Genomic DNA, 24,827 nt, shown 5'->3' with positions numbered 1-24,827 from the left:
CATGTACGGGTAATGGACACAACCTTACGAACGATCAACGCCCGGCGCCTCGGCCGAAAGTCCAAGGGTCCACGGAGAGGACCGGGCAGGCTCCGCGTATTCCCAGGTGAGATCGGGTAGGGAGGCAGTCGTGATCGGAGAGCACGTGATCGTCGGCTACACCGGCGAGTCAGGGGGACGCGACGCTCTCGCCCTGGGCGCCGCGATCTCGCGGATCACCGGCGGCGAGCTCACGGTGGCCGCGATCTACCCGCCGGGCAGCCCGGGGCAGGCGGTCGAGGCGCAGGCCAACCTGGCGCACGCGGCGGAGGAGCTGGGCGCGGCGCCGGCCGAGTACATGGCGTTCGAGAGCAGGGGTCCGGGGCGCGGGCTGTCGGTGCTGGCCAGCCGGATCAGGGCCGATCTGATCGTGGTCGGCTCGGCGGACGGCGGCCAGAACGGCCGTATCTCGATCGGGGCGACCTCCGACCACCTGCTCCACCTGTCGACCGAGGCGGTGATGCTGGTGCCCGCCGGCTACCAGCCGCCGGACGAGCCCTCCCGGCTCACGCTCGCCTACGTCCACCGCCCGCAGTGCGACGAGGCCGTCGAGCGGGTCGCGCAGGCCGCGCTCAGGCTCGGCGTGCCGCTCCGGCTGATCACGCTCGACCTGCGTACGGAGGATCCGGGCCGGCTCGGGGACGACCTGGCGCTGGCCGTACGGCTGGCCTGGGAGTCGACCGGGATCGAGGCGGAGGCGGAGATCGCCGAAGGGCACGACGTGACCACGGCGCTGGAGACGCTCGAATGGCTGCCCGGCGAGTTGCTGATCTGCGCGGCCAGTGAGGACGCGCAGCCGCACCGGGTGTTCCTCGGGGAGCTGGCGATGAAGGTGCTGCGGGCCTCGTCCTGTCCCGTCACCGTGCTGCCGCGCGGGTTCTCCTGACCTCCCCGTACAACTCCAGGTAGCGGTCGGCCATGACGGCCGGCGAGAAGCGGCGACGAGCCTCCCGGCGGCACTCCTCGGGATCGAGCTCGTCCACCCGCAGCATCCACTCGGCCAGTTCCTCCTCGGTGTCGGCGAGGAACCCGGTCCGGCCGTGGTCGATGATCTCGGGCAAGCACCCGCGGCGCAGCCCGATCGGCGGCACCCCCAGGGCGAGGGCCTCGACGACGGCCGTGCCGCCGGGCTCGTCCCACTGGATGGGGAACAGGGCGGCGCGGGCCGAGGCGTAGAGCTCGTCGCGGGTCTCGCCCCCCACCGAGCCGACCCAGCTGACCAGGTCGCCGTCGAGATAGGGGGTGACCGCGTGCAGGTGGTAGCGGACGTCGGGGTGGCCGTTCAGCGGATGGTCCGGGTCCTGGGCGATGGCCTCCAGCTCGGCGGGGGTGTTCAGGCCGCTCACCGGGCCCGCGAGGACCAGCGGGAGCCCGAGCTTCTGGCAGATCCTGGCGGCCACGTGCGTGCCCTTGAGCCCGCAGATCCGGCCCATCGCGATGAAGTGCTCGCCCCGTTCGGTACGCAGGTCGCGGTCGGCGAGCGGGGTGGCCAGGTGGATGGCGCCGAGCGAGGCGGCCCGCAGCGCGGCGGGTGCGCGGGCGAGCTGGGAGTCCGAGACGCCGTTGACCGCGATCGACCGCGGGAACGCTCCGTAGAAGGCGGCGTGCTTACGCAGGTCCCAGTGCAGGGTGTGCAGGACGGGCAGCCCGCCGAGCGCCGACAGCACGGCCGGGCCGACGACCTCCAGGTGATCGTGGACGAGGTCGAGGTCGTCGCGGCGGCCGAGTTCGAGGGCCACGCGGGCCTGATGCGCGTGGGCGAGGCCCATGACCTGGTTGTACGGCTTCTGCAGCTCGGCGAACTGGCCTTCGTCGAAGACGCTGATCAGCTCGTCCACCTCGAGCGTGCTCGATCCGACGGAGGCCAGGACCACCCGCACCCCGCGCTCGCGCAGGGCCGGGACCAGCGTGGCCACCACGTTCTCGATTCCGCCGTAGCCCGGAGGCGGCACCGGCAGCCACGGTCCGGCGTTCACCAAAATGTTCATGCCACGTCCTCGATGGCCAGGGACGCCAGTGGCGGGCGCTCCGCCACGGCCATGTCCACCAGGTCGGCCTGCCCGTCGAGCCCGAACTGCAGCAGCCGGTGTTCGGGGGGAATGGCGGACAGCACGCGGCCCTGGCGCTCCAGCCGTGACCAGGCGGTGAGCATGATCTGCCCGGCCATCCGGCCCAGCGCGGGCATGGCCTGGTGCCCGTGCACCCGGACGCCCAGGTCCACCTGGGCCATCGCGTCCAGCCCGACCAACTCCAACAGGTCCACCAGCAGCCCGAACTCCACCCCGTACTCGGTGACGAACGGCACCTTTTCCAGCGCTTCGCGGCGGGCGGCGTACTCCCCGCCGAGCGGCTGGACGAATCCCGCCAGCTCCGGCCAGAACATGTTGAGCAGCGGCCGCGCGACCAGCTCGGTGACCCGTCCGCCCCCGCCGCGCGACAACACCCCGTCAGCGCCGGTGAAGGGCCGCTCGTAGGCGGCCTTGACGAACTGGATCCGCTGGTCGACGAGCAGCGGCCCGAGCAGCCCGGAGACGAAGTGCGCGCTGAAATTACGCAGGTCCGCGTCCACGAACACGATCAGCTCCCCGCCGGAGGCGGCCAGCCCCTTCCACAGCGCCTCGCCCTTGCCGGTCAGCGGCGGCAGATGCGCGAGCACGGCGTCCTGCGCCACCACCCGGGCCCCGGCCGCGGCCGCGCGGGCGGCGGTCGTGTCGGTGGAGTTCGAATCCACCACGATGATCTCGTCCACGAGCGGCGCCCGCTCGACGAGATCGCGACGGATCACGGCGACGATGTCGCCAACGGTCCGCTCTTCGTCACGGGCAGGCAAGATAACGCTTACCGTGGCCCGTCCCTTGGCCAAGAGGAGGGCGTCGACCGGCCACTCGGCTGCGACGCTCGAGTGCGGCCCGTACCACTCCTGGACCTTGGCCAATGCGCGCAGATCTGTCTCCATGCGGTTAGCCCCGATCTCTTCTGGTCAGGTCGCCGACATCTGCCCCGTCAATGCACCTTCGAACATGTTTTGTTTCATTCCACGTAAATGTGGGATAAGCCGGACTGTGTTCCCCACTACTACTCGGATCGGCATCATCGGTGCCGGAAATGTTGCTGCTCGTCACGCGGACGTGCTGTCCGGTTTCTCCGACGTGACGATCGTGGGAATCGCCGACACAGATCCCCGAAGATCCGGGGCTCTGGCCGAGCGGCACGGCTGCCCTGCCTACGGTAGCCATACCGATCTTCTGGACGCCGGCGGTTTGGACGCGGTCTATATCTGCGTTCCTCCTTTCGCGCACGGTAACCCGGAACGGGATGTTCTATCGTGCAATCTCCCGTTTTTTGTAGAAAAGCCGCTTTCGCTTGACCTGTCCACTGCGGAAAAGATCGCCACCGAAATCGACCGCCGGGGCCTGCCCTCAGCGGTCGGCCACCATTGGCGCTACCTGGACATCGTCGACCAGGCCCGCGAGGTGCTGGCCAACCGTCCGGTACGGCTGGCGCTGGGCCACTGGCTGGACAAGGTGCCCCCGGTCGGCTGGTGGCTGAAGCCTGAAATGTCGGGCGGCCAGCTGGTCGAGCAGGCCGTCCACGTCCTCGACCTGGCCCGGGTCCTGGTGGGTGAGGTGACGATGGTGCACGCCGTGCCGGCGGAGAACGCCACAGACGGAGAGGTCGATCGGGCCACGGCGGCGGTGCTGCGGTTCGCGGGCGGCGCCGCCGGCATGCTCGCCGCGACCAGCCTGCTCGCGCGAAAGCACCGGGCGGGGCTGGAGGTGCACGCCGAGGGCGTCTCGCTCGACCTGAGCGAGGACCGGCTGCTGGTGGACGGCGAGACCACCGTCCAGGACGGCGGGGCGGCGAAGGTGCGGGTGGACCGGACCTTCATCGACGCCGTACAAGGCAAGGAGGCCGATGTACGCGTGCCGTACCGGGAGGCGCTGAAGACCCACCGGCTGGCGCTCGCCCTCGCGCGGTCCGCGGCGGAAGGAAGGCCGGTGAGCACACCCGATGTGTGAGGTGCTGAGCATCGAGGCGCCTGGCGTGATCACGCTGGTCGAGGAGAAGCTTCCAGCCGTGCCCGACGGCGGGTTCCAGGTGGCCACCGCGTACAGCGGGATCTCGGCGGGCACCGAGCTGACCTATGTCAAAGGCAGCAATCCCTACCTGTCGGCGACCTGGGATCCGGCGCTCGGGCTGTTCACCGAGGGCACCCCGTCGATCGGTTATCCGGTGCGCGGCATCGGATACATGCAGGTGGGCAGGGTAGTGGAGACGCGTACAAGGGCCGTGCGCGAAGGCGCGCTGGTCGCGATGGCCTATGGGCACCGCACCGGCTACGTGGCCGATCCGATGACCGACCGGTTCGTGGAGCTGCCCGGCGACCTCGACCCCATACTCGGCGTCTTCGTCGCCCACATGGGGCCGATCTGCGCGAACGGGCTGCTGCACGCCGCGACCGACCTGCACGGCCCCAACGTCAGGGAGCTCGGTGACGGCGTACGCGGGCGGCGGGTGGCCGTCGTCGGCGCGGGCGTGGTCGGGCTGCTGACGGCGTCCTTCGCCCTCGCGTACGGCGCGGCGGAGGTCGTGGTCGTGGACGAGACCCCGGCCAGGCTGGACATCGCCGAGGCGCTCGGTGCCGAGGTCCTGACCTTCGAGGAGGATCCGGCCGTCGAACTGAAGCGACGCTGGCGGCACGCGCCCAACGACCGCGGCGCCGACGTGGTCTTCCAGTGTCGCGGCAGGCCCCGCGCCCTCGCTGTGGCGCTGAGGCTGATCAGACCGCAGGGCACGGTGATCGACCTGGCCTTCTACACCGACGGCGCCGACGAGGTGCGGCTGGGCGAGGAGTTCCACCACAACGGCCTCTCGCTGCGCTGCGCCCAGATCGGCCGGGTGCCGCGCGGGCTGGCCCACGCCTGGGATCGGGAGCGGCTGTCGTACGAGACGATCGCGCTGCTCAGGCAGCGGGGCGACGGGCTACGCGAGCACGTGATCACCGATGTCGTCGGCTTCGCCGAGGCCCCCCAGTTCCTGGCCGATCTCGCCGCGCGCAGGAGGCACTCCGTCCAGGCCGTGCTCCGCGGCCACGTCGAGGATGAGCGCGGCTGACCAGCTGAAGTCGTGGCAGCCGTGGCCTTGCAGGCTGAACGGGTCGAAGTACTCGCGGAAGCCGGACTCCGTGACCGCCCTGATCATGCCGTCGGCGAGCGGGGCCGCCAGGTCGGGGCGGCGGTGCCGCAGGCCCTGCCAGACCAGCCAGGTCAGGTTGATCCAGCTCGGCCCGCGCCAGTAGCGCGCCGGGTCGAACTCCGGCGCGGCGGGCGCGAAGCTGGGCAGCACGCCGTCCTTCAGCCCGAACCGGTCGAGCGCCGTGCCGATCAACGCGTTGACGATGTCGCGCGGCAGGTCGGGCAGCATGAGCGGCACCAGCCCGGCGGCGCTGTTGGAGCGGATCGGGCAGCCGGTGAGCACGTCGCGGGGGTGGAAGAGGCCGTCGTCGTAGAGATGCTCGACCATGGCCGCGGTGACCGCGGCGGCCTCGCGCTGGTGCGGCTCAGGGTCGCCGCCGCACACCTTCGCGATCTTCGCCAGCGTCAGCTCCGCCACGCCGTACGCGGCGTTGAACAGCGGGTCCTCGACGCAGAACGCGCCGGGCCTGCGGTAGCCGGTGTCGCGGTAGGCGCGGGCGAGCGCGGTGTAGCGCTCGTAGTCGAGATCGGTGGGCCGCTCGTCGGCGCTGACGTGGGTGAGGTCCCTGCGCGTGACGCCGGCGGACCCGGTCTCGACGGCGGCCAGCGGGACGTCCCAGGCCGGGCTGTTGTCCATGCCCGACTCCCACGGATGGACGATCGAGATCAGCCCCTCGGGCGAGCGCCGCGCGGTGCGCAGGTACTGCTGCTGCGCCACCAGCCGGGGATAGATCCGGCGCAGGAAGGCCGGGTTCGGCTCGGCCAGATGCACCTGCCAGGCGGCCAGGGCGTGCACGGGCGGCTGCACGATGCCGGAGGTCTTCCAGCCGGACGGGGCCCGTGCCTCCCAGAACTCGGGGCCGGGGAAGTAGTCTCCCTCGGGCACCTTGGGGTTGAACGCGATGTGCGGCACCCTGCCGTCGCGCCACTGGGCGCCGAACAGGGCGAGCAACTCCGACCTGGCCCGGCGCGGGGACCAGCGGGCGTTGCCGATCGCGATGAAGGCGGAGTCCCAGCTCCACTGGTGGGGGTAGAGGCGGCGGGAGGGCACCGTGTAGCTGCCGTCCCAGTTGGCGACCAGCACGCGCACGGCGTCGCGGAGGATCATAGGAACTTCCTGATGAAGGCCGCCGTCTGCGGAAGGACGATCTCGGCCTCGCCGCGCAGGCGGCATTCGAGCGCGAGATAACCCTCGTAGCCGAGGGCGTCGAGCGTGGCCAGTTGCGCGCCCCAGTCGAGGTGGCCGGTGCCGGGCTCGTTCCTGTTCGACTCGCTGATCTGCATGTGCGCGAGGTACGGCGCCGCCTCAATCAGCGAGCGGCAGGGATCGTCCTCTTCGATGTTCATGTGATAGGTGTCACCGACGACCCTGATGGAGTCCATCGAGCAGTACGACACGGCCTCGGCGAGGGTGTTGACCATGTGGTTCTCGTAGCGGTTGAGCGGCTCCAGCATGATCAGCACGCCGTTGCGCTGCGCGTGTTCGCCGAGCATCCCCAGCGCCTCGGTGAGCACCTCACGGTCCTCGGCGGCGCTGCGCGGCGGCTCGAACGGCGGCAGCCTGCGCGAGAACTGGCCCCAGGAGGCCGGCGTCATCACCCCGACGCCGCCGAGCTCGGCGATGACCGTGAGCTGCGACCTGAGCTGCTGGATCGCGTCCATGCGCTTGGCGGGGTCGAAGTCACCGATGAAGTGCGGCATGTCCACGCACACCGTCGGCATGACCACGCCGTCGGCGAGTGCCCGCTTGAGCTCGGTGAGCCGGTTGGCGAAGTGGAAGTCCCCCTTCCCGCGCAGCTCGATCGCGTCGAACCCGGCGTCGGTCGCGAACGCGAACTTCTCCTGCAGGGAACGGCCGGGCAGAAGCTGCTCCTGTACGGCGAGCTTCACAGTGACCCCTCTTTCGGTGCATCCTCGATCGGTGCATCTTCGAACTCGAAGACGAGCTGGAGCACCTCGGACGGGTGCTTGTCGATCAGGTCGAAGGCCCTGGACGCGCCGCCGACGGGCATGACGTGGCTGACCAGGCTGAGCACGTCGATCTCACCCGCGTGGACGAGCTCCATGAACGTGCGCTGCAGCCGCTCGACGTCCCAGCGCTGGGACAGCCAGGAGGCGACGCCGCCGATCTGGGAGGAGACGAGCTGCACCTGGTTGTGGTGGAACTCCTCACCCAGCCGGAGCCCGATGCCGTCGCCCTGGTAGAAGCCGCCGGCCACGACCCTGCCGCCCCTGCGGACGGTCCTGATCGCCTCGTGCAGGCCCAGGTGGCTGCCGCTCAGCTCGATGGCGGTGTCGGCGCCCTCGATCCGCTTGCGGATGAACTCGGCCACGGAGCCGGACGAGATGTCGAACGTCTCGGCCGCGCCGTACTGCCTGGAGAGCTCGAGGCGGGCCGGAATGGCGTCGGCGGCCACGACCCGGGCACCGCTCAGCACGGCGAGGCGGGTGGCCAGCAGGCCGATGACGCCCTGTCCGAAGATCGCGATCTGGTCGCCCAGGTGCACGTCGGCGGCGTGCACGGCGTTGAGCGCGATCGCGCCCACCCGGGCGAAAACACCGCCCAGCGGGTCGGCGCCGGGCGGTAGCACGTGGCCGACCAATTTCTCGGCGGGCACCACCGCCTCGGCCCGGTGGCCCCAGATGCCCCAGACGAGGTGGCCGACGGGTGGGTCGGCGACATCGGGCGCCGCCTCCACCACCTCGCCGACCTCCTGGTAGCCCCAGCCGGTCAGCGGGTAGGCGTGCGTCTGTCCCTCAAGGAACAGCCGCTGCTCCGCGTCCCACTTCCGGGTGAGATAGGGATTGGTGCCGCGATAGGCGGTGAGTTCGGTGCCGGCGGAGACGCCCGAGTAGATCGTGCGGACCCGCACGCAACCCGGCCCGAGCTCGGCGGGCGACTCCAGACCGACGCGGACACGGCCTGGCTCTTCAAAGGTGATGACGCGCATTCCCCACACTTACGCTTTATGATCAGACAAAAGTTTAAGATTTAGTAGTCGTTTGCACACCATAGTCGTGCTCAGAACACTCTTAAGTCTACGACTTCCGCCAGAGCCGACTACCGAAATTTGGGTTTTTACCAAGTGTCTTCCGGTAAGCGATCTTACCGACACAACCCGCCCGGGGGTCGCATTCCTTGATCGGCGCGCCACAAAAGACCGTGAACGAACACGACCGGGGTACAGACGGGTCTCGGTATCGCACCGCTAGTTGTGTCGTGTCGGTTCAGGGTAAGTGCGGCGTATCTGGCGTATCCCCGTTCGGAGGAGCGTGCCATGCCGAAGAAGGTAACCGCCGTCCTCTCCGTCGCGTTGCTGGCCGCGGCCTCGCTGGCCGCGTGTGGCGACGACGCCGGGAAGGCCGCCAACGAGATCACGGTCTGGACCGAGGAGAACCTTGAGGACCGCATGACCGTGCAGAACCAGATCATCGCCGACTTCACCCGGAAGACCGGCATCAAGGTCAAGCTGGTCGGCGTGGCCGAGGACCAGTTCAGCCAGGTCGTGACCTCCGCCGCGGCCGCGGGGAACCTGCCCGACGTCATCGGGGCCCTGCCCCTGGCGTCCATCAGGGAGCTGGAGGCCAACGACCTGCTCGACACGGAGACACCGGGCCAGGTCGTCGACAAGCTGGGCAAGGGCGGCTTCTCGGCGCGGGCCCTGGAGCTCGACACGTCGGGCGGAAAGCTGCTGGCCGTACCGAGTGACGCGTGGGCGCAACTGATCCTCTACCGCAAGGACCTGTTCCAGAAGGCCGGGCTGGAGCGGCCCGACACCTACGAGGCACTGGAGAGGGCCGCGGCGAAACTCAACACCGGGCCCAACGCAGGCGGGGTCGCGGGCATCACGCTGGCCATCGCGCCGAAGGACTCGTTCACGGCGCAGAGCTTCGAGCACGTGGCGCTCGCCAACGGCTGCCAGCTGGTCGACAATTCCGGAAATGTCACCCTTGACTCGCCGCAGTGCGTGAACGCCTTCGCGTACTACGCGAAGCTGGCGAAGGACTACTCGGTCAAGGGCAAGCAGGACGTCGACTCCACCAGGGCCACCTACTTCGCCGGAAAGGCGGCGATGACCATCTGGTCGTCGTTCATCCTGGACGAGCTGGCGGGGCTCCGTAACGACGCGCTGCCCAGTTGCGCCGAGTGCCGGCAGGATCCCGAGTGGCTGGCCAGGAACACCGGGGTGGTCACGGCGCTGAAGGGCCCCGACGGCACGCCCGCCCAGTACGGGGAGATCGTCTCCTGGGCCATCACCCGCGACGCCGCCAAGGATCCCGCCGCGCAGTTCGTCTCGTACATGATGAACGAGGGCTACGAGCGGTGGATCGGGATGGCGCCGGAGGGCAAGTTCCCGACCCGGAAGGGGTTCGCCGACAAGTGGAACAAGCTGCCCGCCGGAGTCGACACCAAGAAGCCGCTCGCGGACGTCTACCCGGCCGAGGTGCTCGACGCGCTGCGTAAGAGCCCTGACACGTTCGCCCGCTGGGGCATCCCCCAGGGGCAGGGCAAGCTGGTCGGGGCCACGATGGGCGAGCTGCCCGTGCCCAAGGCGCTGAGTCAGATCGTGGACGGCTCGCTCACCCCGCAGGCCGCGGCGGCGCAGGCCAAGAAGGACGTCGAGACCATCAAGCGCGGGATCCGGCAGTGACGGACCGGCGTGGCGGGACACTTCGGGAGCAGGAGGGCAGGGCGGGACTGGCGCTGATCTCCCCGACGCTGGTCATCACCCTCGTGGTGGTGGTGCTGCCGCTGTTCTGGGCGATCATGCTGGCGTTCCAGGACGCCCGGCTGATCAACATCCGCCGGGTGGGCGTTTTCGGGCACTACACGCTGGAGAACTTCGGCTACGTCGTGTCCGAGCCGGGGTTCTGGACGGCTCTGGTCAACACGCTCGTCTACACCGTGGCGGGCACCGGGCTGTCGATCGTGATCGGGCTGGTGGCCGCGCTGGCGCTGCGCGACCGCTTCAAGGGCCGCACGCTGGTCAGGGCGTCCATCCTGGTGCCGTACGTGGCGCCGGTGGTGGCGGTGGCCTTCCTGTGGGAGACGATGCTGAACCCCCAGTACGGCATCGTGAACTCCTGGCTGAGCGAGCCCATCGCCTTCCTCACCCAGGCCAAGGGCACCTTCCTCGGCCTCCAGGTGCCGGTGGCGCTGCTCACCGTGATCGCGTTCGAGGCGTGGCGGTACTTCCCGTTCGCCTTCCTGTTCATCCTGGCCCGGCTGCAGGCGCTGCCGGCGGAGTTGGACGAGGCGGCCGTGGTCGACGGTGCCACGCCGACGCAGCGCTTCCGATACGTGATCCTGCCGCAGCTCTGGAGGATCATCGCGCTGCTGTCGGTGCTGCGGTTCGTGTTCACCTTCACCAAGTTCGACGACGTCTACCTGCTCACCGGCGGCGGGGCCGGCACGGAGGTGGTGAGTGTGCGCGTCTACAACTTCCTGACCGCGCGCGACGACATCGGCGCGTCGGCCGCCCAGGCGATCGTGCTGGCGGTCGTCCTGGTCGTGTTCCTGGTCCTGTATCTGAGGTTCTTCGCAGGGGGTGAGCGTGAGCAGGGATAGGTTCGAGCGCGCGCTGTTCCGGGTGCTGAAGCCGCTGGTGATCCTCTTTCTGTTCGTGATCACCGCCTTCCCGTTCTTCTACATGGTGACGCTGTCGTTCCGCGACATCCAGGAGCTGATCCTCGACCCGGGGTCGATCTGGCCGCGCAGCTTCACCATCGACACCTACACGAACGTGCTGACCAAGCAGGGCTTCCTGAGCTTCATGCGCAACAGCGCGATCGTGGCCGTCTCGTCGGTGGCGGTCACGCTGCTGATCTCGATCCCGGGCGCGTACGCGGTGGCCAGGCTGCGGTTCTTCGGGCGGCGGCAGGTGCATTTCGTGTTCCTGGCCGTGTACCTGTTTCCGGCGATCGTGCTGGCCATCCCGCTGTTCGTGCTCTTCACGATGCTCGGACTTCGGGGGTCTTTGCTGGGATTGATCCTGGTTTATATCGCACAGACGGTGCCCGTCACGGTATACATGCTCCGCAATTACTTCGAGACCGTGCCGCAGAGCGTGGAGGAGGCGGCTGCGATCGACGGCTGCACCCGCCTGTCGACCATCTGGCGAGTGGTGCTGCCGCTGTCCAAGCCCGCGCTCATGGCCACCGGCCTCTACGCGTTCATGATCGCCTGGAACGAGTTCCTGTTCGCCCTGCTCTTCCTCGTCGAGAAACGGGAGAGCTGGACGGTCTCGCTGGGACTCTCCCAGCTCGCGGGCAGTATCGAGATCCCGACGACGGTTCTCATGGCAGGATCGGTGGTTCTGACACTGCCCATCGTGATCGTGTTCTTCGCCGGTGAGCGGCTCCTGACCGAGGGACTCACGGCCGGAGCGGAGAAGGGATAACCATGCTGACGGCAGGGCAGATCCTCCAGCTGATCCGCAATGGAACCTGCCGTACCCGCAAAGAGCTCATCGCGTACACCGGCCTGTCCCGATCGACGATCACCGAACGGGTGGACCGGCTGATCGAGGCCGGATACATCCACGAGTCCGGTGTCGGCGCCTCCGGGGGCGGGCGGCCGCCCTCGGTGCTGGACATCGACCCGACCAACCGCCTGGTGCTGGTGGCCGACCTGGGCGCCAGCCACGCGCGCGTGGCGCTGACCGACCTCGCGGCCCGGCCGATGGCCGAGGAGCACGCCGAGCTGCGCATCGACCGCGGCCCCGAGGACGTACTCTCCTGGATCCGGCAGGCCTTCCAGCGCCTGCTCGACCGCTCGGGACGGACGTCCGCCCAGGTCTGCGGCATCGGCATGGACCTGCCGGGCTCGGTGGACCACAACTCCGGCCGGGTGATCAGGTCCTTCCTGATGCCCGGCTGGGACGACCACCCGATCGGCGCGGCGCTGCGGGAGGCGTTCAACGTGCCGGTCCTGGTCGAGAACGACGCCAACGCGATGGCGTACGGCGAGTGGTGGTCCTTCTGGCGGCGGAGCCGGTCGCTGCTCCTGCTCAAGGTCTCCACGGGCATCGGCACCGGCATCGTCCTCGACGGCCGGATCTACCGAGGCGTCGAGGACGCCGCCGGCAACCTCGGCCACGTCCGGCTGCACGAGAGCGACGACCGCGTCTGCACCTGCGGCTCCCGGGGCTGCGTCGCGTCGCTGGCCAGCGGCCAGGCCCTCGCCGCCAACCTCGGCAGGGAGTCCAGCCGCGAGGTCGTCCGCCTGGTCCAGGCCGGCGACCCGACGGCCATCGCCCTCACCCAGGAGGCGGGCCGCACGGTCGGCGTCGTCCTCGCCACCGCGGTCAGCCTGCTCAACCCCGCCGTCCTGGTGCTGGCGGGCGACATGGCCGAGACCGGGGAGCACTACCTGACGGGCATCAGGGAGAGCGTGTACCGCCGCAGCCTGCCGTACACGACCCGCAACCTGGAGATCGTGAACAGCTCGCTGGGCGACCGCGCGGGGATCGTGGGGACGGCCGTGCTCGTCATCGAGCACGTCCTGTCCCCCGCCGCCGTCGACGCCGCCCTCGCGGGCCCGCCGCGCACGAAAGCGGTGTGACGCCCTAATCCTCGGCGACCCGTAGGACGATCTTGCCCTGAATATGGCCCTGTTCGGCTCGTTCGTGGGCCTTGGCGGCCTCGGCGAGCGGGAAGACGCTGTCGATCCCGGCGCGCACGTGACCGGCCTCGATCAGCCTGGCCAGCTCGGCCAGCTGCCCGCCGTCGGAGTGGACCTGTCCCGACGCGAACGTGATGCCCAGCTCGGCGGCGCGCTCGCGGTGGTATTCGCCGAGAAAGACCGGGCTGATCGTGCCCCCGCGCCTGAGCATCGGGAGGAACCGGTGGCCGTGGGGACCACCGACCGTGTCGAAGAGGTGGTCCACGTCGCGGACGACCTCCTCGGCCGCGGTGGTGGTGTAGTCGATGAACCGGTCGACGCCCAGCTCGCGCAGGAACGCCTCGTGGCGTCCCGAGGCGACGCCGATGACGTACGCGCCTTTGGTCTTGGCCAGCTGCACGAGGAAGTGCCCGACCCCGCCGGCCGCGCCGTTGACCAGCACGGTCTTGTCCGGTTCGAGCCGCAGGTGGTCGAACAGGATCTGGTACGCGGTGAGCCCCGCCATGGGCACGGCGGCGGCGTGGACGTGGTCGAGCCCGGCGGGCTTGCGGGCCAGGTGGGCCACGGGCGCGGTCACGTACTCCGCGTAGCCCCTGCAGCCGTTGTCGACGTCGGGAAAGCGGACCAGCCCGAACACGGCGTCGCCTTCGGCCAGCCCGGTGACCTCCGGGCCGAGGCCGACGACGACGCCCGAGACGTCCGAACCCGGGATGTACGGCAGGCGCAGCTTCGGTCGCATCGCCTCCGGGATGTTCGCGAAGCCGATGCGCGCGTACCAGTCGGGCGGGTTCAGCCCGGCCGCGTGCACGCGGATCAGCACCTCGCCGGGCCCGGGTTCGGGAGGCGGGACCTCCTCGTACGTCAGCACCTCCGGGCCGCCGAACTCATGCAGCCGAACAGCCTTCATCATCATTCGTCCCCTCTGCCGGTGGATCGCGGGCACGATCCGGAGCACTGCTCCGCAGCATATGCGGAGCGATGCTCCGGTTGTCAACCCAGAGCCCGGAGAAGGCGGTCACGCGCATGGACGAGAGAGGGGCCGTACCAGGTCAGATCACGCCCGCTCACCAGCACGCACCTGTGGCCGGGAAACGACTCCGGCCCGTCGCCGGCACTGAACGCGTAGGGCTCGTCGGGCAGGACCACCAGGTCGGCGCCCCGCTCCACCAGCTCGGCCAGTGCGATCTTGGGATACCGCTCGGCGTGACCGGCGTAGAGGTTGCGCACACCGAGCCGGCCGAGCACGTCGCCGGTGAACGTGTCGCGCCCCACCACCATCCACGGCCGCCGCCAGATCGGGATGATCGCGGTCCGGCGCACCGCCACCGGCTCGGCCCATACCGACTCCGCCCGATCGAGCCATTCGGGCCGCGCGGTCCGGCAGGCGTCCCGGAACATCCGGTCAAGCGATCGGAACGCCTCGTCCACGGTCTCGATCCTGGTGACCCACACCGCGATGCCCGTGTCCCGCAGCGCGTCGATGTCCGACTGCCGGTTCTCCTCGGCGTTGGCGAGGACCACGTCAGGGGCGAGCCGCCGGATGGCGTCGAGGTCGGGGTTCTTGGTCCCCCGCACCCTGGCCACGTCCAGGTCCGCCGGATGCGAGCACCAGTCGGTCGCGCCGACCAACGCCTCGGGGACGGTCGCGGCCACGGACTCGGTGAGCGACGGCACCAGCGACACGATCCGCCGCACGTTCGAGGGCACATGGACGGGCGCACCGGTGTCGTCGAGGCTCACACTCGCACTTTAGACCGCCACCCGTGCGACAAAAGGGACTAAAGGCAAGTAACGCCCAGCGTGCGGGAATATCGCCCCAAGTATGGTCACAAATCCGTAGAATCCGAGAAAAGATCGTTAACTATCGATCGGGGGATCGCTGGTTGGAGCGAGAATCGCTGGGCTTCGACCCGAACACGCCCAACGTCGCCCGGCTGTACGACTACTTTCTCGGCGGGAAAGACCATTTCCCTGCTGATCGGCGGGCCGCTGAGCGGATTCTGCGGGTGGCTCCAGAAGTGCGGGCCGCCGCCCGCGCCAACCGGGCCTTCCTCGGTCGTGCCGTACGCTTCCTCGCCGGCCGCGGCGTCACCCAGTTCCTCGACATCGGTACGGGCCTGCCGACGCGGGACAGCGTGCACGAGGTGGCCGGCGCGGTCGCGCCAGAGTCGAAGGTGGTCTACGTCGACCGCGACCCGGTCGTGCTGGTCCATGCCCGGGCGCTGCTGGCGGGGAGCGGCCAGACCACTGTGGTGGAGGGCGACCTCCGCGATCCCCACGACATCATGAAAAATCCGGATGTGGTGGGGGCGCTGGACTTCGATCAGCCGGTGGGCGTCCTGCTCGTCGCGATCATGCACTTCATCGGCGAGGCCGACGATCCCCTGCGCATCATGACCGCCATCCGCGAATCCCTGGCCCCCGGCAGCTATCTCGTCATGTCCCACGGCACCAGCGACGCCCGCTCAGCCGCCGTCAGCAAGGCCACCGAGGTCTACCGCCGGGCCGGCGCTCCCCTGACCCTGCGTACCCGCCACCGGATCGAGGAGCTGCTGGCGGGGTGGGAGCTGGTCGAGCCGGGCCTGACCTGGCTGCCGCGGTGGCGCCCGGACCAGGCCGACCTGATCGACTTCGCGGAGCACCCCGAGTCCTCGCTCGTCCTCTGCGGGGTGGGCAGGAAGAGCTGAGACCCGGGGTGGTCCGGACTACGGCTTACTTGAGCGCGCCCAGCGCGCTCTCGTAATCGGGCTCCTGGGTGATCTCGGGCACCAGCTCGGCGTAGATGACCCGGTTGTCGCCGTCGAGCACGATCACCGCGCGCGCGGCCAGGCCGGCCAGCGGCCCGGTCTCCTGCGCCACGCCGTAGTCGCGCAGGAACTCGCGCCCCCGCATGAGCGACAGCATGGTCACGTTGTCGAGGCCCTCGCTGCCGCAGAACCGCTTCTGCGCGAAGGGCAGGTCGGCCGAGACGCACAGCACCGCGACGCCGGGGTGGTCGGCGGCCACCTGGTTGAACCGGCGCACCGAGGCGGCGCAGACGCCTGTGTCGACGCTCGGGAAGATGTTGAGCACCTTGGTCGCGGAGCCGAAACCGGCCAGCGTGGTGTCGCTCAGGTCCCCGCCCACCAGCTGGAACGCGGGCGCCTGGTCGCCGGGCTTCAGAAACGTGCCGCCCACGGTGATCGGGTTGCCCTTGAACGTGACGTCGGACATGAATACCTCCAGTTAGCGATAGTGCCCCGACCTGCAATCCTATCGACGCTCATGGGGCCGCACAGAACCTCAACAGATCCTCAACACCCGCGGACCTACCTTCCTCTCATCGAGCACATCGAGCACATCGAGAGGAACACGACAATGAACATCACCCTCCGCAAGTCGTTCGCCGCTCTGGCCATCGCCGGAGCCGCGTCCGCCGGCCTGGTGGCCGCCGCCCCCGCCCAGGCCAGCACGCTGGGCAAGGTCCCGTCCTGCGTGAGCCTCTGGCAGAAGAAGGGCACCGTCTACAAGACCGGCTACGCCTACAACGGGTGCGGCCGCTGGATGAACATGAAGATCGTCTGGGCGCACGGCTCCGATGGCGCCTGCCAGTCCGTGGCCCCGAAGGGGACCATCTGGAGCAAGGTGCCCAGGGGCGTCCGCACGTTCGACGGCGCGAAGTACTGCTGACTTCAGACGTTGCGGCGGTACTGTCCTCCGGCCTCGAACAGCGCCTCCGTGATCTGGCCGAGCGAGCAGACGCGGGCCGCCTCCATCAACACCTCGAACGCGTTGCCATCCGACATGGCGACGTCCCGCAACCGGGCCAGCGCCGCGGGGGCCTCGGCCCGGTTGCGGTCGTGGAAGCCGTGCAGGCGGTCGAGCTGGGATCGCTTCTCGTCCTCGGTCCCCCTGGCGAGCTCCACCTTCTTCTGGTGGGGCTCGTCGCCGCGCGGGTTGCGGAAGGTGTTGACGCCGATGATGGGCAGCGAGCCGTCGTGCTTGCGCGACTCGTACAGCATCGACTCGTCCTGGATCCTGCCTCGCTGGTAGCCGGTCTCCATGGCGCCCAGCACGCCGCCCCGCTCCGACAGCCGCTCGAACTCCCGCAGCACCGCCTCCTCCACCAGGTCGGTGAGCTCGTCGATGATGAACGAGCCCTGGAGCGGGTTCTCGTTGCGGGCCAGGCCCCACTCGCGGTTGATGATGAGCTGGATCGCCATCGCCCTGCGCACCGAGTCGGCCGACGGCGTGGTCACGGCCTCGTCGAAGGCGTTGGTGTGCAGGCTGTTGCAGTTGTCGTAGATGGCGATCAGCGCCTGCAGCGTGGTGCGGATGTCGTTGAAGTCCATCTCCTGGGCGTGCAGGGACCGGCCCGAGGTCTGGACGTGGTACTTGAGCTTCTGCGACCGCTCCGCCGCGCCGTACTTCTCCCGCATCGCGACCGCCCAGACGCGGCGGGCCACCCGCCCGAGCACGCTGTACTCGGGGTCCATGCCGTTGGAGAAGAAGAACGACAGGTTCGGCGCGAAGTCGTCGATCCGCATCCCCCTCGCCAGGTACGCCTCGACGTAGGTGAAGCCGTTGGCCAGGGTGAAGGCGAGCTGGCTGATCGGATTGGCCCCGGCTTCGGCGATGTGGTAGCCGGAGATCGACACCGAGTAGAAGTTGCGGACGCCGTTGCGGATGAACCACTCCTGGATGTCGGCCATCATCCGCAGCGAGAACTCCGTGGAGAAGATGCAGGTGTTCTGGCCCTGGTCCTCCTTGAGGATGTCGGCCTGGACGGTCCCCCTGACGGTGGCGAGGGTCCGCGCGCGCAACTCGCGCTCCTCCTCCTCGTACGGCCGGCGCCCGTGCTCGGCCTCGAACCGTTCGAGGGTCTGGTCGATCGCGGCGTTGAGGAAGAAGGCGAGGATCGTCGGGGCCGGGCCGTTGATCGTCATCGACACCGAGGTGCTGGGGCTGGTCAGCTCGAACCCGTCGTAGAGCACCTTCATGTCGTCGAGCGTCGCGATGGACACGCCGGATGTGCCCACCTTTCCGTAGATGTCGGGCCGCAGGTCGGGGTCGTGCCCGTACAGCGTCACCGAGTCGAACGCGGTGGACAGCCGCGTCGAGGACTGGCCTCCGGACAGCAGCTTGAAGCGCCTGTTGGTGCGGAACGGGTCGCCCTCTCCGGCGAACATCCTGGTGGGGTCCTCGTCGTCCCGCTTGAACGCGAACACCCCGGCGGTGAACGGGAACCGGCCCGGCAGGTTCTCGCTGCGCAGGAACCTGAGCAGCTCGGCGTGGTCGGTGTAGCGGGGCAGGGCCACGCGGGGGATGCGGTTGCCCGAGAGGGTCTCGCGCCAGAGGGGGGTGTGGATCTCCCGATCGCGTACCTTCACGACCAGCTCGTCGGCGGTGTACTGCTCCTTGAGGGCGGGCCAGCCGTCCAGGAGCGTGCGGCTCTCGTCGCTCAGCTCCCCCTCGGCCGCGGCCGCGAGCTCGGCCAGCCTGCCGTCAGTCCGGCTCCCGCCCGCTCCGGCCGCCCCGCCCTCGCCCGTTGCGGCCGCCGCGTCCTCGCCTGTTGTGGCCGCCGCGCCTTCCGTCAGCAGGGCCTGGACGGCCGTGAGCTGCTGGCGGCGGCGGGCCACCTCCGCCTGGGCGAGCGTCTCCGCGTGGTAGTCGCGGACGGTCTCGGCGATCTCGGCGAGGTAGCGGACACGCGCCGGGGGGACGATCGCGGCAGCGACCTGGGACGTACGGCCGCGCACCGGCGCCAGCAAGCCCGGCTCGGTCCGCATGCCCTTGTCCACCAGGAGTTCCTTGAGGTGGTGGTAGAGCGCGGTGACTCCGGCGTCGTTGTAGCGGGCGGCGATCGTACCGAACACCGGCATGTCGTCGGGCGCGACCCCGAACGCCTCACGGTTACGGACCAGCTGACGGCGGACGTCGCGCAGGGCGTCTTCCGCACCGCGCCGCTCGTACTTGTTGATCACGACGGCCTCGGCGAAGTCGAGCATGTCGATCTTCTCCAGCTGGGACGCCGCGCCGAACTCCGGGGTCATGACGTAGATAGGCACGTCCACGTGCGGCACGATCCCGGCGTCGCCCTGCCCGATGCCCGGGGTCTCGACGATGACCAGGTCGTAGCCGGCGGCCCGGCAGGCGGTGATCACGTCGTCGAGGCAGACGGGGACCTCGTTGGCGGCGCCCCTGGTGGCCAGCGAGCGGAAGTAGGTCTGCGGGCCGAGGCTGTTCATCCGGATGCGGTCGCCGAGCAGCGCTCCCCCGCCGCGCCTGCGGGTCGGGTCGATCGCGATGATGGCGATGCGCAGCTTGTCGTCGTTGTCCACGCGGAGGCGGTGGACGAGCTCGTCGGTGAGCGACGACTTCCCGGACCCGCCGGTGCCGGTGATGCCGAGCACAGGAGCGCGAGTGTCGCCGGCGGCGCGCAGACCGTCCAGGAGTGCGGCAGGGGCGCGGCCTGACTCGATCAGGGTGATCGCCCTGGCCAGGGCCGTCTGGTCGCCGGAGCCGACGGCCTCGACCGAGGGGACGTCGTCCAGCTCGACGTCGCACTCCTCGATCAGCTTGTTGATCATGCCGGGCAGGCCGTACCGCTGGCCGTCCTCCGGCGAGAAGATGCGGGTGACGCCACGGGAGTGCAGCAGGTCGATCTCGTCCTGGACGATGACGCCGCCGCCACCGCCGTACACCTTCACGTGCCCGGCGCCGCGCTCGCGCAGCAGGTCCACCAGGTAGCTGAAGAACTCCACGTGGCCGCCCTGGTAGGAGCTGATCGCCACGCCCTGGACGTCCTCCTGGACGGCGGCGGTGACGATCTCGTCCACGGAACGGTTGTGCCCGAGATGGATGACCTCCGCCCCCTGCGACTGGAGGATCCGCCGCATGATGTTGATCGCCGCGTCGTGGCCGTCGAACAGCGCCGCGGCGGTCACGAAACGGACAGGGTTCACCGGTACGTGCACGCCAGATCACTCCTTTGTGGGGGCTCTCCCAACAAGATACTAGGACGTCCTACTAATTCCCAACGTTTCCAGGCGGGGTAGTAATCCGGGCATGCGAGCACTGACGTGGCAGCCGGGTGAACAGGGATCTCTCGCGGTGGAGGAGGTTGACGATCCAGCGCCGAAGCGGGACGAACTCCTGGTGCGGGGGCTGGCCCTGGGTGTCTGCGGGACCGACAGGGAGCTGGCCGCGGCCGACTTCGGCTGGCCGTCGGACCGGCGCATGATCCTCGGCCACGAGTCGCTCGGGCGGGTGATCGAGGCGCCCGCCGGCTCCGGCTTCTCCCCCGGCGACCTCGTGGTCGGCGTGGTACGCCGCCCTGATCCCGAGCCGTGCCCGGCGTGCGCCGGGGACGAGTTCGACATGTGCCGCAACGGCCGTTACACCGAGCGCGGCATCAAGGAGCTCGACGGGTACGGCAGCGAGCGCTGGACCGTCGAGACCGGCTACGCGGTGGCGCTGGATCCGGCGCTGGAGCCGGTCGGCGTGCTGATCGAGCCGGCTTCGGTGGTCGCCAAGGCTTGGGAGCACATCGAGCGCATCGGCTCGCGCGCCAGGTTCGAGCCACGCTCGGTACTCGTCACGGGCGCCGGGCCGATCGGCCTGCTCGCGGCTCTGCTCGGCAGGCAGCGCGGGCTGGAGGTGCACGTGCTCGACCAGGTCGAAGGCGGGCTCAAGCCGGAGCTGGTGACCGCGCTCGGCGGCACCTACCACAGCGGCTCGGCGCTCAACGCGGTCGGCGACCTCCGGCCCGACGTCATCATCGAGGCCACGGGCACCGGGCAGCTGATCATCGACGCGATGACCCGTACCGCCGCCGCCGGCATCGTCTGCCTCACCGGCGTCTCCCCGTCCGGCGCGACGCTGCCGGTGGACGTGGAAGGGATCAACCGCGACCTCGTGCTCACCAACAGCGTGGTCTTCGGCTCGGTCAACGGCAATCAGCGCCACTTCCGGCTCGCCGCCGACGCGCTGGCCGCGGCGGAGCTCAGGTGGCTGGAGCGGCTGATCACCCGGCGGCTGCCGCTGGAGCGGGCGTCAGAGGCGTTCCAGCCGGGCACCGGCGACGTCAAGGTCGTCATCGACCTGTGACGGCCACCCCCGGGTCAGCCACCCCGTGGCGGCCGGACCGCGTGCGCTCCCGTGGTCCCGTCAGGAACGCGGTTCGTACGGCTTGCGGCGGGTGGTGGAGTGGTGGGGGGTCTGCGCGGGCACGAGAGCCCTGGCCGGAGTGGGCGGGCCACCCACCCGGACCGGCTCGGGAGGCGCCTCGGCGTAGCTGGCGGATCTCGTGTCCTTCGCACCGGCCCGCCCCGCCGACTTGGCGGCGGCGGAACGCGACGCCGCCTTCGCCGACCCGGCCTTGGCCGAGCCCCGCTTGGCGGAGGCGGACTTGGCAGAGGCGGACTGCGCCGACTCTTCGGTGGCCGGGCCCAGCCTTTCGGTGGCCCGGCGCGGCTTGGCGTTGCCGGATTGGGGCTTCGCGTTTCCGGGTTGCTGCCTGGTGTTGCCGGGTTGGAGCTTCGCGGGCGAGGGCTCGGACTTGCCGGAGGCATTCCATGGCCAGGTGAAGCGGCGGTGGGTGCCGCGGCGGCGGCCCGCGAGGCGTAAGGAGACCACGACGGTGGTCAGCACCATCACGGTGAGCAGGGCCAGCGGGGAGCCCAGGACGTCCAACGGCGACTCCCGCGGCGCCGGCTGCGGCTGGCGGGCCAGCGGGTGCTCGGTGGAGCGGATGTCGTTCAGTGTGGCGTTGGCCTGCACCACGCGCGGCAGGCCGTATCCGACGACGTCCTTGTGCATGTCGCGAGACTTGCGCTTGAGCCAGACGCGGTCGACGTTGGCCTCGATCGTGTGGATCTTCTTGCCGTCGACCCGTTCGACGATGCCGACGTGGTCGATGCCCTTGTAGCTCTTGCCGCCTCCCCAGTCGTAGAAGACCAGGGCTCCGGGTTCGGGCTGCTGGGACCAGGCGCCCTGCTTGATGAACCAGGCCGCGTGCGAGGGGGTCCAGGCGAACTGGCCGACGTAGTCACCGACCCCGGCCTTGTCGGCCGCCCAGGCGATGAACATGTCGCACCATGGCGCGTCCCGGTATTGCGGGTCCTTGACGCGATCCGCGTACCACTGTCCGAACTTGGTGAGCTGGCCGCCCTTCTCGCGGTAGCCGACTTCCCCACGCACCTCTTTCAGCAGACTTGCCGCGATCGAGTCCAGGATCCACTCCTCCAGAAAAACCGGCAGATCACGATGGACTGTAGTAGCGACATCGCGCTCGCGCGCCGAACACTAGGAAAGTGTCAACCTATGAGGCGAAATTTCGGTTATGTGACTGGTGAGGCTGGTGGGACTGGCTACTACGCAGGACCGTACTCAGGCCCCCGCACCCACCCGGAAGATCTGCTCGTCGCCCGCGCCCGGCGCCACCACGTCGGCGACGATCACGGTCACGTTGTCCGGCGAGCCGCCCTCGTTGGCCAGGTCGATCAGCCTCTGGACGGCCGCCGCCGGGTCTGTCACCGTGGTCAGCACCTCGTGCAGGACCTCGGGCCCGAGCACGGTGGTGAGCCCGTCAGAACAGAGGAGATAGCGATCATCCGGCTCGGCCTCGCGCAGCGCCATGTCCGGCTCCGCCCGGCCCTCGCTGCCCAGCACGCGCAGCACCATCGAGCGGCGCGGGTGCACCGCGGCCTGATCCTCTGTTATCCGTCCTTCGTCCACCATGGACTGCACAAGTGTGTGATCCTTGGTCATCTGGTAGAGAGCACCATCGCGCAGCAGGTATCCGCGGGAGTCACCGAGATGAGCAAGGGCGAACCGGTAACCGTCCCACAGCAAGGCGGTCACCGTGGTCCCCATCCCCCTGCGCGCGGGGTCGATGTCCGCCAGCTCCACCAGCCTGCGGGCCGCCTCGTGCACGGCGCCCTCCAGGGCGGCCTCCAGATCCGAGCCCGTTTCGGGAAGCGTGGCATCCAGCTCGCGCATGACGGCGATCGCAGCCGAACTCGCCAGCTCGCCAGCCGCGTGTCCGCCCATCCCGTCGGCCACCACGAGCAAGCGGCCACTCGCATAGCCGGAGTCCTCGTTCTGCTCCCTGCGGCGGCCCACGTCTGATCCGGCGGCATAGCGGATGTTGTGCTTCATACCCAGCAGTAAATCATTGGTTGAAAGACTTCACAAGCAGATGCACTGAAGACTCTTGTGAACTACTGTGGGCTCCATGACCCACGACCCGACCGTGAACGCCGGGGACATAGCCCGGCTCGCCGGTGTCGGGCGGGCCGCGGTGAGCAACTGGCGCCGCCGCCACGACGACTTCCCTCTGCCCATCGGCGGCACCGCCAATCAGCCGTTGTTCTCGCTGCGCCAAGTCGAATCATGGTTGCGGCGCTATGGGAAGTCCTACCAGGTCTCACTGGGAGATCGTGTGTGGCAACGCCTGAAAGCCGCCGGCGATTTGCGGCTGGGCGAGTTGGTGGCGCAGGCCGGCCTCCTGCTGACCACCGGCGAGAGCAAGCTGGAGCCCGAGCTGGCCGGATTGCTGTCCGAGCTGGCCGAGCAGCACGATCCGCTCACCGCCTACGAATTCCTCTGCGAGCGCTACCTGGAGGCACACTCCCGGCAGCTCTCCGTCACGCGTGACGACGTGGCCGAGCTGATGGTCGGGCTCGTCCACACCGACGGCGCGACGATCCTCGACCCCGCCTGCGGCGTCGGCACCCTCCTGCTCAACTCCGGGGCCGCCAAGGTGCTCGGCCAGGATCTCAGCGAGACCTCGGCGCTCATCACCGCCGCGCGGCTGCGCCTGCGCGGCGCCGAGGCGGAGGTGGTACCCGGCGACTCGATGCGCCACGACGGCTTCGCCGGGGTGAAGGCCGACGCGGTCGTCTGCGACCCGCCGTTCAACGAGCGGGCCTGGGGCTACGAGGAGCTGACCGGCGACCCCCGCTGGGAGTACGGCCTGCCGCCGCGCGGCGAGCCCGAGCTGGCCTGGGTCCAGCACTGCCTCACCCACGTCAGGCCGGGCGGCATGGTGGCCATGCTGATGCCTCCGGCCGCGGCCAGCCGCAAGGCGGGCCGGCGGATCCGGGCCAACCTGCTGCGCGCCGGCGCCCTGCGTGCCGTGGTCGCGCTGGTGGGCTCCGACCTGTGGCTGCTGCGCCGCCCGGCCGCGGGCGAGCGCCCGCCGTCCGACGTGCTGATCGTCGACGCCACGGCCGACCACTCCGTCGTCGGACCGGCGTGGCGGGCCTATCTCGACGACCGCTCCGACCAGACCGTACGCATCATCGACCTGCTGGCCGACGAGGTCGACATGACTCCGGCCCGGCACCAGCGGCGCGACGACCTCGGGCGGGCGTTCACCGAGGCACGCGACCGGTTTCTGGCCGCGGCGGCCACCCCGCCCGACCTCAAGGTGCTCGACGAGCCGCTCGACCAGCCCGTCACCACGGTCGGCGACCTGATCAAGGAGGGCCTGCTGACCACGCTGCAGGCGCCGCCCAAGATGGCGACCGGCGGCGGCGACGTGTCGATGCTCACCGCCGACGACGTGACCAGCGGCGCCGCGGCCTCCGGCCGGGCTCCGGCGCAACAGGGGCTCGTCCTGGTCCAGCCGGGCGACGTGGTGGCCTCCTACTCCAGCGTGCGGGTGATGGCCGAGGGCGGCTGCGTGCTCGGCCCGCATCTGACGCTCTACCGGGTCGACGCGCGCCGGCTCGACCCCGACTTCCTGGCCGGCCACCTGCGGGCCGCCGGCGGGCGCGCGACCACCGGCTCCAGCCGCTTCGACGTGCGCCGCACCCGCCTGCCCCGCCTCCCGCTCAAGGACCAGAAGTCCTACGGCGAAGCCTTCAGACAGCTCGCGGTGCTCGAAGACGCATTGCGCGAGACCTCGGCGCTCGGCCAGGCGCTCATCCGGCTCGGCCTCGACGGCCTGAGTGACGGCCACCTGCACCCGCAGTCTTGACGGT

The 24,827-nt window shown here is 69.7% G+C and carries 21 protein-coding genes; 11 read left to right on the top strand and 10 right to left on the bottom strand.

The features are described 5' to 3' along the window. Positions 1-130: 130 nt before the first annotated feature. Complete coding sequence (locus tag AB0B91_RS07065; RefSeq protein WP_358316923.1) at positions 131-925, top strand: universal stress protein; 795 nt, start codon at positions 131-133, stop codon at positions 923-925. On the opposite strand, the gene AB0B91_RS07060 is transcribed toward AB0B91_RS07065, so the two are convergent. Both AB0B91_RS07060 and AB0B91_RS07055 read right to left on the bottom strand, forming a co-directional pair. Further along, entirely contained in the window at positions 897-2,027 is a 1,131-nt protein-coding gene (locus AB0B91_RS07060) for a glycosyltransferase (RefSeq protein ID WP_358316920.1), read from the bottom strand. The genes AB0B91_RS07065 and AB0B91_RS07060 overlap by 29 nt on opposite strands. After that, positions 2,024-2,995, bottom strand: a complete 972-nt coding sequence (locus tag AB0B91_RS07055) for a glucosyl-3-phosphoglycerate synthase (RefSeq protein ID WP_358316917.1) — start codon at positions 2,993-2,995, stop codon at positions 2,024-2,026. Before AB0B91_RS07055 ends, AB0B91_RS07060 begins: the two co-directional genes overlap by 4 nt. On the opposite strand from AB0B91_RS07055, the gene AB0B91_RS07050 reads away from it, so the two are divergent. Together AB0B91_RS07050 and AB0B91_RS07045 are read left to right on the top strand one after the other, a co-directional pair. Beyond that, a complete protein-coding gene (locus AB0B91_RS07050) occupies positions 2,883-4,058 on the top strand; it encodes a Gfo/Idh/MocA family oxidoreductase (RefSeq protein WP_358316914.1) in 1,176 nt (391 codons plus the stop codon). The two genes, AB0B91_RS07055 and AB0B91_RS07050, sit on opposite strands and share 113 nt — an antisense overlap. Next, positions 4,051-5,154, top strand: a complete 1,104-nt coding sequence (locus tag AB0B91_RS07045) for a zinc-binding alcohol dehydrogenase (protein WP_358316911.1) — start codon at positions 4,051-4,053, stop codon at positions 5,152-5,154. Before AB0B91_RS07050 ends, AB0B91_RS07045 begins: the two co-directional genes overlap by 8 nt. 1,184 nt (positions 5,155-6,338) lie before the next feature. On the opposite strand, the gene AB0B91_RS07040 is transcribed toward AB0B91_RS07045, so the two are convergent. Both AB0B91_RS07040 and AB0B91_RS07035 read right to left on the bottom strand, forming a co-directional pair. Next, on the bottom strand, positions 6,339-7,124 hold the full coding sequence (locus AB0B91_RS07040) for a sugar phosphate isomerase/epimerase family protein (RefSeq protein ID WP_358316908.1): 786 nt from the start codon (positions 7,122-7,124) through the stop codon (positions 6,339-6,341). Continuing rightward, positions 7,121-8,185, bottom strand: coding sequence for a zinc-binding dehydrogenase (locus tag AB0B91_RS07035; protein WP_358316905.1), 1,065 nt, complete (start codon positions 8,183-8,185; stop codon positions 7,121-7,123). Before AB0B91_RS07035 ends, AB0B91_RS07040 begins: the two co-directional genes overlap by 4 nt. Before the next feature lie 327 nt (positions 8,186-8,512). Here AB0B91_RS07035 and AB0B91_RS07030 point away from each other — a divergent pair, with 327 nt between their 5' ends. The 4 genes from AB0B91_RS07030 to AB0B91_RS07015 are packed head-to-tail and all read left to right on the top strand — an operon-like array spanning position 8,513 to position 12,798. Beyond that, positions 8,513-9,886: an extracellular solute-binding protein gene (locus tag AB0B91_RS07030; protein WP_358316902.1), complete on the top strand. Its 1,374-nt coding sequence runs from the start codon at positions 8,513-8,515 to the stop codon at positions 9,884-9,886. After that, positions 9,883-10,803, top strand: a complete 921-nt coding sequence (locus tag AB0B91_RS07025; protein ID WP_358316899.1) for a sugar ABC transporter permease — start codon at positions 9,883-9,885, stop codon at positions 10,801-10,803. Before AB0B91_RS07030 ends, AB0B91_RS07025 begins: the two co-directional genes overlap by 4 nt. Continuing rightward, on the top strand, positions 10,790-11,635 hold the full coding sequence (locus tag AB0B91_RS07020; RefSeq protein WP_308126769.1) for a carbohydrate ABC transporter permease: 846 nt from the start codon (positions 10,790-10,792) through the stop codon (positions 11,633-11,635). The genes AB0B91_RS07025 and AB0B91_RS07020 overlap by 14 nt, the downstream gene beginning before the upstream one ends. A gap of 2 nt (positions 11,636-11,637) precedes the next feature. Beyond that, the gene (locus tag AB0B91_RS07015) at positions 11,638-12,798 is read left to right on the top strand and encodes an ROK family transcriptional regulator (RefSeq protein ID WP_358316895.1); all 1,161 of its coding nucleotides are present in this window, start codon (positions 11,638-11,640) and stop codon (positions 12,796-12,798) included. A 4-nt stretch (positions 12,799-12,802) separates the two neighbouring features. Here the strand turns inward: AB0B91_RS07015 and AB0B91_RS07010 are convergent, their stop codons facing one another. Both AB0B91_RS07010 and AB0B91_RS07005 read right to left on the bottom strand, forming a co-directional pair. Beyond that, positions 12,803-13,768: an NADP-dependent oxidoreductase gene (locus AB0B91_RS07010; protein ID WP_358316893.1), complete on the bottom strand. Its 966-nt coding sequence runs from the start codon at positions 13,766-13,768 to the stop codon at positions 12,803-12,805. A gap of 80 nt (positions 13,769-13,848) precedes the next feature. After that, entirely contained in the window at positions 13,849-14,598 is a 750-nt protein-coding gene (locus tag AB0B91_RS07005; protein ID WP_358316890.1) for a helical backbone metal receptor, read from the bottom strand. Between the two features lie 143 nt (positions 14,599-14,741). Here AB0B91_RS07005 and AB0B91_RS07000 point away from each other — a divergent pair, with 143 nt between their 5' ends. After that, positions 14,742-15,545, top strand: coding sequence for an SAM-dependent methyltransferase (locus AB0B91_RS07000; protein WP_358316887.1), 804 nt, complete (start codon positions 14,742-14,744; stop codon positions 15,543-15,545). Positions 15,546-15,570: 25 nt separating this feature from the next. On the opposite strand, the gene tpx is transcribed toward AB0B91_RS07000, so the two are convergent. Further along, positions 15,571-16,071, bottom strand: coding sequence for a thiol peroxidase (gene tpx / locus AB0B91_RS06995; RefSeq protein ID WP_358316884.1), 501 nt, complete (start codon positions 16,069-16,071; stop codon positions 15,571-15,573). A 144-nt stretch (positions 16,072-16,215) separates the two neighbouring features. Here tpx and AB0B91_RS06990 point away from each other — a divergent pair, with 144 nt between their 5' ends. Beyond that, positions 16,216-16,527, top strand: a complete 312-nt coding sequence (locus AB0B91_RS06990) for a hypothetical protein (protein ID WP_358316881.1) — start codon at positions 16,216-16,218, stop codon at positions 16,525-16,527. A gap of 2 nt (positions 16,528-16,529) precedes the next feature. Here the strand turns inward: AB0B91_RS06990 and icmF are convergent, their stop codons facing one another. Further along, positions 16,530-19,814 carry a fused isobutyryl-CoA mutase/GTPase IcmF gene (gene icmF, locus AB0B91_RS06985; RefSeq protein ID WP_358316878.1) on the bottom strand — a complete coding sequence of 1,095 codons (3,285 nt, stop codon included), beginning with the start codon at positions 19,812-19,814 and terminating at the stop codon, positions 16,530-16,532. A 91-nt stretch (positions 19,815-19,905) separates the two neighbouring features. Here icmF and AB0B91_RS06980 point away from each other — a divergent pair, with 91 nt between their 5' ends. Further along, positions 19,906-20,946, top strand: coding sequence for a glucose 1-dehydrogenase (locus AB0B91_RS06980; RefSeq protein WP_358316876.1), 1,041 nt, complete (start codon positions 19,906-19,908; stop codon positions 20,944-20,946). 60 nt (positions 20,947-21,006) lie between these two features. On the opposite strand, the gene AB0B91_RS06975 is transcribed toward AB0B91_RS06980, so the two are convergent. Continuing rightward, a complete protein-coding gene (locus AB0B91_RS06975) occupies positions 21,007-22,038 on the bottom strand; it encodes a CHAP domain-containing protein (RefSeq protein WP_358316873.1) in 1,032 nt (343 codons plus the stop codon). A gap of 189 nt (positions 22,039-22,227) precedes the next feature. After that, positions 22,228-22,998: a protein phosphatase 2C domain-containing protein gene (locus tag AB0B91_RS06970; RefSeq protein ID WP_358316870.1), complete on the bottom strand. Its 771-nt coding sequence runs from the start codon at positions 22,996-22,998 to the stop codon at positions 22,228-22,230. 76 nt (positions 22,999-23,074) lie between these two features. Between AB0B91_RS06970 and AB0B91_RS06965 the strand changes: the two genes are divergently transcribed. Then, positions 23,075-24,823: an N-6 DNA methylase gene (locus AB0B91_RS06965; protein WP_358316867.1), complete on the top strand. Its 1,749-nt coding sequence runs from the start codon at positions 23,075-23,077 to the stop codon at positions 24,821-24,823. Positions 24,824-24,827: the final 4 nt, after the last annotated feature.

The organism is Nonomuraea sp. NPDC049141 (assembly GCF_040648415.1).
Classification (GTDB): Bacteria; Actinomycetota; Actinomycetes; order Streptosporangiales; family Streptosporangiaceae; genus Nonomuraea.
This window is presented reverse-complemented; position numbering and strand designations above follow the sequence as displayed.

Excerpts from the sequence above, each read along its gene's own strand:
- AB0B91_RS07015 (WP_358316895.1), top strand. The coding sequence starts at position 11,638 with ATGCTGACGGCAGGGCAGATCCTCCAGCTGATCCGCAATGGAACCTGC.
- AB0B91_RS07010 (WP_358316893.1), bottom strand. The coding sequence starts at position 13,768 with ATGATGAAGGCTGTTCGGCTGCATGAGTTCGGCGGCCCGGAGGTGCTG.
- AB0B91_RS07045 (WP_358316911.1), top strand. The coding sequence starts at position 4,051 with ATGTGTGAGGTGCTGAGCATCGAGGCGCCTGGCGTGATCACGCTGGTC.
- AB0B91_RS07030 (WP_358316902.1), top strand. The coding sequence starts at position 8,513 with ATGCCGAAGAAGGTAACCGCCGTCCTCTCCGTCGCGTTGCTGGCCGCG.
- AB0B91_RS07035 (WP_358316905.1), bottom strand. The coding sequence starts at position 8,185 with ATGCGCGTCATCACCTTTGAAGAGCCAGGCCGTGTCCGCGTCGGTCTG.
- AB0B91_RS06970 (WP_358316870.1), bottom strand. The coding sequence starts at position 22,998 with ATGAAGCACAACATCCGCTATGCCGCCGGATCAGACGTGGGCCGCCGC.
- tpx (WP_358316884.1), bottom strand. The coding sequence starts at position 16,071 with ATGTCCGACGTCACGTTCAAGGGCAACCCGATCACCGTGGGCGGCACG.
- AB0B91_RS06980 (WP_358316876.1), top strand. The coding sequence starts at position 19,906 with ATGCGAGCACTGACGTGGCAGCCGGGTGAACAGGGATCTCTCGCGGTG.
- AB0B91_RS06965 (WP_358316867.1), top strand. The coding sequence starts at position 23,075 with ATGACCCACGACCCGACCGTGAACGCCGGGGACATAGCCCGGCTCGCC.
- AB0B91_RS06990 (WP_358316881.1), top strand. The coding sequence starts at position 16,216 with ATGAACATCACCCTCCGCAAGTCGTTCGCCGCTCTGGCCATCGCCGGA.
- AB0B91_RS07055 (WP_358316917.1), bottom strand. The coding sequence starts at position 2,995 with ATGGAGACAGATCTGCGCGCATTGGCCAAGGTCCAGGAGTGGTACGGG.
- AB0B91_RS07060 (WP_358316920.1), bottom strand. The coding sequence starts at position 2,027 with ATGAACATTTTGGTGAACGCCGGACCGTGGCTGCCGGTGCCGCCTCCG.